Origin of the sequence: Frigoribacterium sp. RIT-PI-h (genome assembly GCF_001297205.1) — a bacterium.
GTDB lineage: Bacteria > Actinomycetota > Actinomycetes > Actinomycetales > Microbacteriaceae > Frigoribacterium.
The window spans coordinates 1-11,300 of sequence record NZ_LHOZ01000052.1 but is presented as its reverse complement, the minus strand read 5'-3'; the positions used below and the strand labels follow the sequence as shown (position 1 = coordinate 11,300).

9 protein-coding genes are annotated in these 11,300 nt (G+C 70.1%); 6 read left to right on the top strand and 3 right to left on the bottom strand.

The annotated features are described in order from the left end of the window. The 3 genes from AEQ27_RS04330 to xylA all read right to left on the bottom strand — a co-directional run. Positions 1-453 (bottom strand): TetR/AcrR family transcriptional regulator (locus AEQ27_RS04330; RefSeq protein ID WP_054145553.1); only part of this gene is annotated, 453 nt, incomplete at its 3' end. Between the two features lie 59 nt (positions 454-512). Continuing rightward, complete coding sequence (locus tag AEQ27_RS04325) at positions 513-1,649, bottom strand: glycosyltransferase (protein ID WP_054145552.1); 1,137 nt, start codon at positions 1,647-1,649, stop codon at positions 513-515. A gap of 125 nt (positions 1,650-1,774) precedes the next feature. Further along, positions 1,775-2,965: a xylose isomerase gene (gene xylA / locus AEQ27_RS04320; RefSeq protein ID WP_043593145.1), complete on the bottom strand. Its 1,191-nt coding sequence runs from the start codon at positions 2,963-2,965 to the stop codon at positions 1,775-1,777. Positions 2,966-3,195: 230 nt separating this feature from the next. Between xylA and AEQ27_RS04315 the strand changes: the two genes are divergently transcribed. The 6 genes from AEQ27_RS04315 (at position 3,196) to AEQ27_RS04290 (ending at position 11,152) form a co-directional block, all read left to right on the top strand. After that, positions 3,196-4,212 (top strand): LacI family DNA-binding transcriptional regulator, encoded by a 1,017-nt coding sequence (locus AEQ27_RS04315; RefSeq protein WP_054145551.1) that lies wholly within the window; start codon positions 3,196-3,198, stop codon positions 4,210-4,212. 118 nt (positions 4,213-4,330) lie between these two features. Next, positions 4,331-5,626 (top strand): extracellular solute-binding protein, encoded by a 1,296-nt coding sequence (locus AEQ27_RS04310; protein ID WP_054145550.1) that lies wholly within the window; start codon positions 4,331-4,333, stop codon positions 5,624-5,626. 2 nt (positions 5,627-5,628) lie between these two features. Continuing rightward, positions 5,629-6,627 carry a carbohydrate ABC transporter permease gene (locus AEQ27_RS04305; protein WP_082383239.1) on the top strand — a complete coding sequence of 333 codons (999 nt, stop codon included), beginning with the start codon at positions 5,629-5,631 and terminating at the stop codon, positions 6,625-6,627. After that, positions 6,627-7,541 carry a carbohydrate ABC transporter permease gene (locus AEQ27_RS04300; protein WP_054145549.1) on the top strand — a complete coding sequence of 305 codons (915 nt, stop codon included), beginning with the start codon at positions 6,627-6,629 and terminating at the stop codon, positions 7,539-7,541. Before AEQ27_RS04305 ends, AEQ27_RS04300 begins: the two co-directional genes overlap by 1 nt. Positions 7,542-7,566: 25 nt before the next feature. Then, the gene (gene yicI, locus AEQ27_RS04295; RefSeq protein WP_054145548.1) at positions 7,567-9,849 is read left to right on the top strand and encodes an alpha-xylosidase; all 2,283 of its coding nucleotides are present in this window, start codon (positions 7,567-7,569) and stop codon (positions 9,847-9,849) included. 82 nt (positions 9,850-9,931) lie between these two features. Then, positions 9,932-11,152, top strand: coding sequence for an ROK family protein (locus AEQ27_RS04290; RefSeq protein WP_054145547.1), 1,221 nt, complete (start codon positions 9,932-9,934; stop codon positions 11,150-11,152). The last annotated feature ends 148 nt before the right edge of the window (positions 11,153-11,300 follow it).

The window sequence follows — 11,300 nt, the reverse complement described above, 5'->3', positions numbered from 1 at the left end:
GATGTCGTCTCGCATGCGTCCGGTCTCGACGCCGCGCCGCACGACGTCGCGCACGGCCTTGCGGAGCGGGGCGAGCGCCTCGCCGACCTCGTGGGCCATCGGGCCGCGCCCGGTCAGCTGGGCCATGACCCGCACGTGCTCGACCTCGGCCCAGAGCAGGGCGGCCAGCGAGGCGAGCTGCACGACCGGGTCCGCGATCGGGGCGGGTCGCGCGGCGACGGCGATGCGGGCGGCGCCGCGCAGGCTGACCTCGCGCACCAGGTCGTCCCGTGTGGCGAAGTGGCCGTAGACCGAGCGACGCGACAGGCCCGCCTCGGCGGCGATGGCCTCGAGCGAGACGGACGGATCGCGGTTGAGCAGCAGTGCCGCGGCGGAGATCAGCGCATCGCGGTTCGCGGCGGCGTCACGGCGTGGCGCGCGGGGGGGGCGCACGGGGGCATCGGCGGCGGGCATGCCTCGATCGTACGATCTTGCACACCTTTGTGCAACTTATTTCGCACCGCGGTCGTCGGTCAGCGCGAGCGGGGCAGGGTCGCTCGCAGCGCCTCCTCGTAGGCGTCGCAGACCGACTGCCAGGTGTACGCGTCCGAGGCGCGGGCGAGTGCCGCGACGCTGAGGCGCTCCTGTTCGGCAGCATCGTCGAGCAACGCCGTGACGGCGGCGGCGATGGCCGCGGACTCGGGGGCGACCAGGGTGCCTGCGCCGTCGAGCACCTCGCGGTTGTAGACGGTGTCACGCGCCACGACGGGAGCGCCGGCGAACATGGCCTGCACCAGGGCGGGGTTCGTGCCGCCGACGCTGTGGCCGTGGAAGTAGGCCCCGGTGTGCTGCCAGAGGGCGTGCAGACGGTCGTCGTCGCTGACGTGACCGAGCCAGGTCACGCGGTCGTTCTCGTCGGCCAGCGCACGGACGAGCTCGTCGAGTTCGCCGCCGTAGCCGGTCGAGCCGACGATGACCACGTCGTGCCGCTCGGCGATCGTGCGGGCCGCCTCGACGAACTCGACCACGGTGTTCTCGGGCACGAAGCGCGCGACGACGAGGGCGTACCCGCGGTGTCGCTGGCCCGGTTCGACCGGCAGGTCGCGGACCGGGTCGCCGCCGTAGGGGATGAAAAGGCCGTCCACCCCGAAGTCGGCCTGCCAGCGCCGGACGATCTCGCGGGCGTCGCAGATCAACCCGTTCGCGAAGCGTGCGCTGGCCTTGGCTCCGAGACGGAACACCGTCTTGGCCGCACGGCCCCACTTGGCGCGCTCCCACTCGATGCCGTCGACGTTGACCAGCACGGGGATGCCCCGCAGCCTCAGCAGCGGAAGCCAGAAGCCGTTGGCCACGTTCATCACGAGGGCCGCGTCGGGCCGCCGCACGAGGGTATCGAGCACGGCGGTGAGGCCGTAGCTCAGGGTGCTGAGGGACTTGCTCTCGACGCCTCTCGTCAGGCGGGAGGTCACGCGACGGTCGCGGGCGGGGTCGTCGTCGCGCGTCGACCCGTCGCGACCGTAGACCGTGACGTCCCAGCCGGCGTCGACCAGGGCAGGGGCGATCCGACGCACGGCGGTCTCGAATCCGCCGTAGTAGCTGGGGTAGCCGCGGGTGCCGATGACGGCGACGGAAGGGCGGGCGTTCGGGCGGCGACGGGGGCGTGCGGGCATTCGGGGGTGCGTTCGGGCGGGGGGCTCAGCACGGGAGCGCACCCCGACGCCGGGCCGGGAAGACGCGACTCGCCGCTCACGTCCGGACGTGAGCGGCGAGCCGGTGCCGTGCGGCAGGCGGGTGGCTAGCGAGCGCCCATCAGGTGTTCGAGGGCGAGCTGCTGCAGGCGCACGAAGCCGTAGCCGTGTCCGCCGAAGTGGGCATCGGCGTCGAAGTCCTCGTAGGAGGCGCGGTCGGCGAGCAACTGCTCGTAGCCTTCACCGTCGGCGAGGGTGTTCACCGAGAGTTCGGCGACCTGGCTGGCGACCAGGGCCTCCTGCACCTCGGGGTCGGCGCGGAAGGCCTGCGCGCGCTCCTTGAGGAGCAGGTACATGCGCATGTTGGCGGCTGCGGACTCCCACACGCCGTCGATCGTCTCGGTGCGCGAGGGCTTGTAGTCGAAGTGGCGGGGGCCGTCGTAGGTCGGGCCGCCCTGGGGTGAGCCGTGCTCGAGCAGGTCGACGAGCGAGAACGCGTTCTGGAGGTCGCCGTGGCCGAACACGAGGTCCTGGTCGTACTTGATCCCGCGCTGACCGTTGAGGTCGATGTGGAAGAGCTTGCCCTGGTACAGCGCCTGGGCGATGCCGGCCGTGAAGTTCAGCCCGGCCATCTGCTCGTGACCGACCTCGGGGTTCACGCCGGCCATCTCGGGGTGCTCGAGCGTCTCGATGAAGGCGATCGCGTGACCGAGGGTCGGCAGCAGGATGTCGCCCCGGGGCTCGTTGGGCTTGGGCTCGATGGCGAAGCGCAGGTCGTAGCCCTTGTCGAGCACGTACTGCGAGAGCATGTCGACGCCCTCCTTGTAGCGCGAGAGGGCTGCCTGCACGTCTTTCGCGCTGTCGTACTCGGCGCCCTCGCGGCCGCCCCACATGACGAAGGTCTTCGCACCGAGCTCGGCGGCGAGGTCGATGTTGCGCAGCACCTTGCGCAGGGCGAAGCGACGGACGCCGCGGTCGTTCGAGGTGAAGCCGCCGTCCTTGAAGACGGGCGCGCTGAACAGGTTCGTGGTGACCATCGGCACGACGATGCCGGTCGCGTCGAGTGCGCCCTTGAGGCGGTCGATCTGCTTCTGGCGCTCGGCGTCGGTCGAGCCGAAGGCGAACAGGTCGTCGTCGTGGAAGGTCAGGCCATAGGCACCGAGACGGTCGAGGTTCTCGACGGCCTCGACGACGTCGAGCTGCGGGCGGGTCGGGCCGCCGAAGGGGTCGGAGCCGTTGTAGCCGATCGTCCAGAGGCCGAACGAGAACTTGTCTTCGCGGGTGGGGGTGGTGGACATCGGTGTCCCTTCCAGGGTTCGAGCGGTCGGACGCATGGGGCGGTCCCGCCCCGATGCGAATGTTGTGAGCCTCAACATATCCCTTCCGGGGATGGTTCGGAAGGGGCGCGAGGCATTTGTCGCGGGGTCCGACAAAAGACTTGCGCGCCGCGCCGCGGCTGTCGTAGTGTCTCGATCCGCGGCAGTCGAAGCGCTTCCGCACCAGTTCGACAACCGACAGCGAGGTCATCATGACGACGATCCACGACGTGGCCCAGGCCGCCGGTGTGTCGATCTCGACGGTCTCGTACGCCCTCTCGGGCAAGCGGTCGATCGCGGCGTCGACCCGGCAGCGGGTGACCGACGCCGTCGACCGGCTCGGCTACCGGCCGCATGCCGGAGCCCGCATGCTCGCCGGCGCCCGCACCAACATCCTGGCGCTCAGTGCGCCGATCCGGCCCGACAACCACCAGCCCACCCAGATGCGCTTCGTCACCGCCGTCGTCGAGGCGGCTCGTCGTCGTGACTACGACGTGCTGCTGCTGGCCACCGACGACGAGGTGTCCGGCATCCGTCGCGTGGCCTCGAGCTCGCTCGTGGACGGCGTGGTCGCGATCGGCGTGGCGACCGTCGACGAACGCGTCGACCTCGTTCGCGAACTCGACCTGCCGGCCGGTTTCATCGGCATCCCCCAGGGCGTCGACGACCTCGCCTGCATCGACCTCGACTTCGCCGCCGCGGCCGCCGAGAGCGTCGACCGTCTGGCCGATGCCGGACACCGGTCGATCGGCGTCATCGGCCACCCGGCCTCGTACAACGAGCGTGACACCGGCTTCATCCGTCGATTCGACGACGCCTTCGCCACCCGGGCCGACGGCCGCGGCGTCGAGACGCTGACCGTGGCGGCAGACCTCGGGCGGGCGTCGGCCGTCCGGGCGTTCGACGACCTCCGCGAGAGGCTGCCGGGCATGACCGCGCTCGTGCTGCACTGCAGCGAGCCCACCGCCGAGGCCGTCCTCCAGCGCGTCCGGCGCCTCGGGCTCGAGATCCCCCGCGACCTCTCGGTGCTGGCGGCCTGCGCCAGCTACCCGGCCGACGAGTTCGAACCCGCACTCGACACGATCCCGCTGCCGATCGACGAGATGTGCTCGCGTGCGGTCGAGGCCGCGTTCGAGCGGATCGACGGCCACCTCGACACGGGTGTCGAGTTGATCGCACCCACCTACCTGGCGAAGGGCTCCGTCTCGGAGCCGACCCGCGCCTCCTGAACCCCCACCGACCGCACCACCGCACCACCGTCATCCGACGGACAGATCACACCGCTCCGCGTCGATCGTCGAAACGCTTCGACGATCGCCACGGGGCCTCTACGAGGAGGTAGACACCATGAAGAAACGACGCATCGTCGCCGTCGGCACGGCCCTCGCGGCCACCGCGGCCCTGCTGACCGGCTGCTCGGCCGGCAGCGGAGGGTCCTCCGACCCCAACGTGTTGACGCTCTGGCACTTCGAGAGCGAGACCAGCGCGATGGGCATCGCCTGGGACCAGGCCATCAAGACCTTCGAAGAAGAGACCGGCGCGAAGGTCGAGTTCGAGGAGAAGAGCTTCGAGCAGATCCGCTCGACCGCCAGCCAGGTGCTCAACTCGAACGAGGCGCCCGACATCCTCGAGTACAACAAGGGCAACGCCACGGCGGGCCTGCTCGCGAGCCAGGGGCTGCTCGCCGACCTGGACGACGCCGTCGACGAGTACGGCTGGGACGACGACCTCGCCCCGTCGATCGCCACGACCTCGAAGTACGACGAGCGAGGCGTCATGGGGTCGGGCAGCTGGTACGGCATCCCGAACTACGGCGAGTACGTCGAGGTGTTCTACAACAAGGACGCCTTCGCCGAGCAGGGCATCGCCGTGCCCACGACGTACGACGAGTTCGAAGCGGCCCTGCAGACCTTCACCGACGCCGGCATCACGCCGCTCGCCGAAGCCGGAGGCGAGTACCCGCTCGGCCAGTTGTTCTACCAGCTGGCCCTCTCGAAGGCCGACCGCTCGTTCGTCGACGACTACCAGCTCTACGAGGGCGACGTCGACTGGCAGGGCCCCGAGCTGAGCTACGCCGCCGACAAGCTGAAGGAGTACGTCGACAACGGGTGGATCTCGAAGGACGTCACCGGCATCAAGGCCGAGGACATGGGCACCACGTTCATGAGCGGCGGGGCACCGATCATGGTGTCGGGCAGCTGGTGGGCGGGCCGCGTCGCCGACGAGGCCACCTTCGACTGGGGCACGTTCCTCTTCCCCGGCAGCGAGATGGCCCCGGGTTCGGGCGGCAACCTCTGGGTCGTCCCCGAGAACGCGGCCAACAAGGACCTCGCGTACGAGTTCATCGACATCACGATGCGCCCCGAGATCCAGAACCTCATCGGCAACAACGGCGGCGTGCCGGTCAAGGCCGACCCCGCCGACATCACCGACCCGAAGAGCCAAGAGCTCATCGCCAACTTCAACACCCTGCTCGACCGCGACGGCCTGGCGTACTACCCGGACTGGCCCACGCCGACCTTCTACGACCAACTGGTCGCGGGCACGCAAGAGCTCGTCAACGGCACGGCCACACCGGACGAGATGCTGACCACCCTGGGCGACCAGTACCAGAGCGGCGTCGACGACATCACCGGGAAGTAGCCGTGACCTCCCTCGACACCCGCCCCGGTGCCCGGGAGGCGCGCCCCCGTCGCGAGGGCCGACGCACGTCGTCGGCCCTCCCGCCGGAGGAGAGCCTCCTGCCCGGAGCCCGCCGCGCGGGCTTCTGGCTGTACCTGATCCCGGGCTTCGTCCTCTTCACGGTCGTGATCCTCGTCCCGTTGATCTGGAACGTCTACCTCAGCTTCACCGACTACCGCGGCATCCGGCCACCGACCTGGGCCGGGCTCGACAACTGGCGTGAGCTGATGAGCGACGACCGCTTCTGGACGTCCTTCCTCAACAGCGTCTTCCTGATCATCGCGATGGTGGTCGTCCCCACCGTGCTGGGGCTGCTGCTCGCCGCGATGCTCTTCGACCTCATCGGCCGGAAGTTCGGCGGCCGTCTCGCGTCGTTCCTGCGCGCGACCTACTACCTGCCGCAGATCCTCCCCGTGGCGATCGCCGCGATCGTCATCGGTTGGATACTCCGACCCGAGAACGGCGCGCTCAACACCGTGCTCGACGCGGTGGGGCTCGGTGCCCTGCAGCACAACTGGCTCGGCAGCCCCGACACGGCGTTGCTCAGCATCATGGTGGTGATGGTCTGGGTGCAGCTCGGCTATCCCGTCGTCATCTTCATGGCCGCGCTGCAACGGGTCGACCCCGAGCTGTACGAGGCGGCGGAGCTCGACGGCGCCGGCTGGTTCCAGCGGTTCCGGGCGATCACGGTGAGCATCATCCGACCCGAGATCTTCGTCGTCGTGTTGACCTGCACGATCGCCGCGCTCAAGGTCTTCGGCCCGATCTACGCCCTGACCCGCGGCGGTCCCGGCGATTCGACGATCGTGCCGAGCTACTACGCCTACAGCGAGTTCTTCCAGAGCCAGCAGGTCGGCTACGGAGCGACCATCGCGACGGCGCTGACACTCGTCATCGTCGTCATCACGATCTTCTTCATCCGGGCACAGAACCGGGTCGAACGAGCAGAGAGGGAACGCTGATGGCCACGACCGTCGTCCCGCCGGTGAAAGACGAACGCATCCGTCCCGCGGTCCCCAGCCCGCGCCTCCCGAGGGCGTCGCGACGGGGCCGCAAGAAGACGGCCGCCGACTGGGTGATCCTCGCCGCGGCCATCGCCTTCGGCGTGCTGATCGCCCTGCCCTTCCTGTTGATCCTGGTGAACTCGTTCAAGTCGCCCGCCGACTACACGACCGGGGGGCCGCTCAGCCTGCCGACGTCGCTGTACTTCGACGGCCTCGTGAACTTCTGGAACCGGGTCGAGTTCCCCGCCAAGCTCTGGAACAGCTTCGTGATCGCCGGGCTGGTGGCCCTGTTCGCCGTGGTCATCTCGGTGTTCAACGCCTACGCGCTCGGCATCGGCCGGGTTCGCGGTCGGACCTGGATCATCGTGCTGTTCCTGCTGGCGAACATGCTGCCGCAAGAGGCGCTGCTCTACCCGCTGTACTTCATGTTCAAGCAGGTGGGCCTCTACGACAACATCTGGGCGGTCATCATCATCTTCACGGTGATCCAGAGCGCCTTCGGCACCTACCTGCTCTCGAGCGTCTACGGCACGTTCCCGAAAGAGGTGCTCGAAGCGGCGTCGCTCGACGGCGCGAGCCGGTGGCAGATCCTCTGGCGGGTGATCGTGCCGATCAGTCGGCCGACCCTGTCGGTGCTCGCGATCTTCTTCTTCATCTGGACCTGGAACGAGTTCCTCATCCCGCTCACCTTCCTCGTGTCGAACGGCAACCAGACGGTTCCCGTCGCCATCACCGCCCTGCAGGGCGACCGGCTGATGGACGTCACCACGACGAGCGCGTCGGCCCTGCTCGGGTTGATCCCCACGCTCGTCTTCTTCCTGATTTTCCAGCGCACCCTGACCCGCGGCATCACGGCCGGCGCGGTCAAGTGACGCGTTCCACCCCGAAAGGCTCCACATGAAGTTCACCGACGGTTTCTGGCAGATCCGCCCGGGGGTCGAGTCCCTCTTCGCCCAGGAGGTCCACGACGTCGAGACCCGGGCGGACGGACGCTCGATCGAGGTCACCGCGCCCACCAAGGTGATCGCCTCGCGGGGCGACACCCTCAACCGCCCGACGCTCACCGTCGCGCTGAGCTCGCCGATGGAGGGCGTCATCGCCGTCGACGTGACGCACTTCGCCGGCGGTCGCGACGAGATCGGGTTCGACCTCGTGGGTGCCGAAGGCGGCCCCGCCGGAGTGGGGGTCGTCCAGACGAGCGAAGGAGGCGCGACCCTGACCTCGGGACGCCTCACCGCCACGGTCGGTCGCGGTGCGCCGTTCGACCTCACGTTCCGCGACGGCGACACCGTGCTCACCCGCTCGGGCCCGAAGTCGGTCGGCTACCACCGGCTCGCGGCCGACGCGCAGGTCGACGGCTCCATGATCGGCAACGCGCGAGCGGGGACGTCCCGCACCCTCGCCCCGTCGTACGTCTCGCAACAGCTCTCGCTGGGCGTGGGCGAGCTCGTCTACGGACTCGGCGAACGGTTCGGCCCGCTGGTCAAGAACGGCCAGACGGTCGACGTGTGGAACGCCGACGGAGGCACCTCGAGCGAGCAGGCCTACAAGAACGTGCCCTTCTACGTGACCAACCGCGGGTACGGCGTCCTCGTCGACCACCCCGGCCACGTCTCGTACGAGATCGGCTCCGAGTCGGTCGAGCGGGTGCAGTTCTCGGTTGCGGGCGAGACCCTCCGCTACCTGGTGATCGCCGGGCCCACGCCCGCCGACGTGCTCGACCGCTACACGCGGCTGACCGGTCGCCCGGCGCACGTGCCGGCCTGGTCGTACGGCCTGTGGCTGTCGACGTCGTTCACGACCGACTACGACGAGGCGACGGTGACGGGCTTCGTCGACGAGATGGCCCGTCGCGACATGCCGATCAGCGTCTTCCACTTCGACTGCTTCTGGATGCGCGAGTTCCAGTGGTGCGACTTCGAGTGGGACCCCCGGGTGTTCCCCGACCCCGAGGGAATGCTCGCCCGGCTGCACGAGCGCGACCTGCGTGTCTGCGTCTGGATCAACCCCTACATCGGGCAGCGCTCGACGCTGTTCCGCGAGGCCGCCGACGCCGGGTACCTCGTGAAGAACCCCGACGGCAGCGTCTGGCAGTGGGATCTCTGGCAGGCGGGCATGGCGCTGGTCGACTTCACGAACCCGGAGGCGACGGCCTGGTTCCAGGGCCACCTGCGTCGGCTGCAGGCCCAGGGGGTCGACGCGTTCAAGACCGACTTCGGCGAGCGCATCCCCACCGGCGTCGTCTGGCACGACGGCTCCGACCCCGAGCGCATGCACAACTGGTACACGCAGCTCTACAACCAGGCGGTCTTCGAGGTGCTCGAGGAGGTGCGCGGCGAGGGCGACGCGGTCGTCTTCGCCCGTTCGGCGACGACCGGTGGTCAGGCGCTGCCGGTGCACTGGGGTGGTGACTCGACGTCGACCTTCGAGTCGATGGCCGAGACCCTCCGTGGCGGCCTGTCCCTGGCCATGAGCGGCTTCTCGTTCTGGAGCCACGACATCGGCGGTTTCGAGGGGACCCCCGGCGCCGAGGTCTACAAGCGGTGGACGGCCTTCGGCCTGCTGTCGAGCCACAGCCGGTTCCACGGCAGCTCGTCGTACCGGGTGCCGTGGGCGTTCGACGACGAGGCGGTCGAGGTCACCCGGCGCTTCACGAAGCTCAAGCTGTCGCTCATGCCCTACCTGTACGCCGCCGGGCTCGAGTCGTCGAGGTCGGGACTGCCGGTCATGCGTCCGATGGCCCTGGCCTTCCCGGACGACCGAGGCGCCGCCCACGTCGACACGCAGTACCTGCTCGGCGACGACCTGCTCGTCGCGCCGGTCTTCTCGGCCGACGGCACCGTCGAGGTGTACCTGCCGGCCGGACGCTGGACGAACTGGTGGACCGGCGAGGTCGTCGACGCGGGGTCGGGCACCTGGCGCACCGAGCAGCACGACGTGCTGAGCCTGCCGCTCTACGTGCGCGAGGGGGCGGTGATCCCGGTCGGCGCGCGGGACGACCGCCCCGACCACGACTACCTCGACGGTCTCGTGCTCAAGGTGTTCCCCGGGGGCGACGGCACCCGCTCGCTCACGGTGACGACGCCCACCGGCGGGTCGGCCGACTTCGTCGTCACGCGGTCAGGAGGCGCGGTGTCGGTCGAGACCGCCGCCATCGGCTGGCGGGTCGACGAGTTCTGAGTCCCGCGGTCGACGGGTGGCCGGCCCCGCGCCGTGCCGCCCGTCGAGGTCGAGGTAGCCTCGACGCACGGAGGGTGGGGACGTGACGACTCAGCAGGGCGGTGGTGACACCGCGACGACGCCCGATCTCGGTGCTCGGTTCGACCGGGTCCGGCGGGACAACCTCGCGACGGTGCTCGGCATCGTCCACACCGACGGGGCCACGTCGCGGTCGGCCCTGACCCAGGCCACCGGGCTCAACCGCTCGACGATCGCGGCGCTCGTGGGCGAACTCGTCGACCTGGGGCTCGTCGTCGAGACCGACCCGGTCGGCACCAACCGGGTCGGGCGTCCCAGCCCGGTCGTGGCCCCGAGTCCCCGTGTCGTCGCGATCGCGGTCAACCCCGAGATCGACGCCGTCACGGTCGGAGCCGTGGGGCTCGACGGCGTCGTGCAGCACCGCGTCCGGCGCGAGACCGTCGGGGTGCCCAGCGCGCCCCAGGCCGCGGCGCTCGCCGCCGAGGTGATCGACGAGCTGCGGACCACCGCGCTGTCTCCCGACGTGCGGGTGCTCGGGGTCGGTCTCGCGGTGCCCGGCCTGGTCGGCTCCGACGGGGGAGTGGTGCGCCTCGCCCCGCACCTCGGCTGGATCGACGAGCCGTTCGCCGCCGTCGTCGCCTCGGCGACGGGTCTGCCCACCCGCGCCGCCAACGACGCCTCGCTGGGGGCGATCGCCGAGGGGCGCTTCGGGGCCGGGCGGGGTGTCGACGACCTCGTGTTCCTGAACGGCGGTGCGAGCGGCGTCGGCGGGGGAGTCCTGATCGGCGGCAGCCCGGTGACCGGTGTGGGCGGTTTCGCCGGCGAGATCGGGCACACCCTCGTCAACTCGGTCGGCCAGCTCTGCCACTGCGGCGCCGTGGGCTGCCTCGAGACCGAGGTCGGGCAGGCCCGCCTCCTCGCCGTCACGGGGCTCGACCGCGGTCAGGCCGACCAGCTCGACGCGGCACTCGCCGGTGCCGGTCCCGGTTCGCCCGTGGCCGTCGAGGTCCGACGTCAGATCGACTTCCTGGCCGTCGCCCTGCGGGGCGTCGTCAACTCGTTCAACCCGGAGCTGATCGTGCTCGGCGGGTTCCTCGGATCGCTGCACGCTGCCGACCCCGGCCGTCTGGCCGATCGGGTCCGTGGGCAGTCCCTGCCCGGCGCTCGTGACGACGTGCGGATCACCCGGGCCGCGCTCGGCGTGGACCGGCTGACGATCGGTGCCGCCGAACTGGCCTTCGCCGCCGTGCTGGCCGACCCGGCGTCCGTGACCCGCGCCTCCTGACCCGGCCCGCGCCTCCTGCGGTCGTCCTCGTGGCGTTCGACCCGCCACGAAGTAAACGACCCGCCACGCAAACGGGTGGCGGGTTGTCTACCTCGTGGCGGGTCGTTTACTTCGTGGCGGGTCGTTTACTTCGTGGCGGGTCGTTTAC

What these genes read in the sequence shown, in the direction of transcription:
- AEQ27_RS04325 (WP_054145552.1), bottom strand. Translation starts at nt 1,649, where the DNA reads ATGCCCGCACGCCCCCGTCGCCGCCCGAACGCCCGCCCTTCCGTCGCC.
- xylA (WP_043593145.1), bottom strand. Translation starts at nt 2,965, where the DNA reads ATGTCCACCACCCCCACCCGCGAAGACAAGTTCTCGTTCGGCCTCTGG.
- AEQ27_RS04315 (WP_054145551.1), top strand. Translation starts at nt 3,196, where the DNA reads ATGACGACGATCCACGACGTGGCCCAGGCCGCCGGTGTGTCGATCTCG.
- AEQ27_RS04310 (WP_054145550.1), top strand. Translation starts at nt 4,331, where the DNA reads ATGAAGAAACGACGCATCGTCGCCGTCGGCACGGCCCTCGCGGCCACC.
- AEQ27_RS04300 (WP_054145549.1), top strand. Translation starts at nt 6,627, where the DNA reads ATGGCCACGACCGTCGTCCCGCCGGTGAAAGACGAACGCATCCGTCCC.
- yicI (WP_054145548.1), top strand. Translation starts at nt 7,567, where the DNA reads ATGAAGTTCACCGACGGTTTCTGGCAGATCCGCCCGGGGGTCGAGTCC.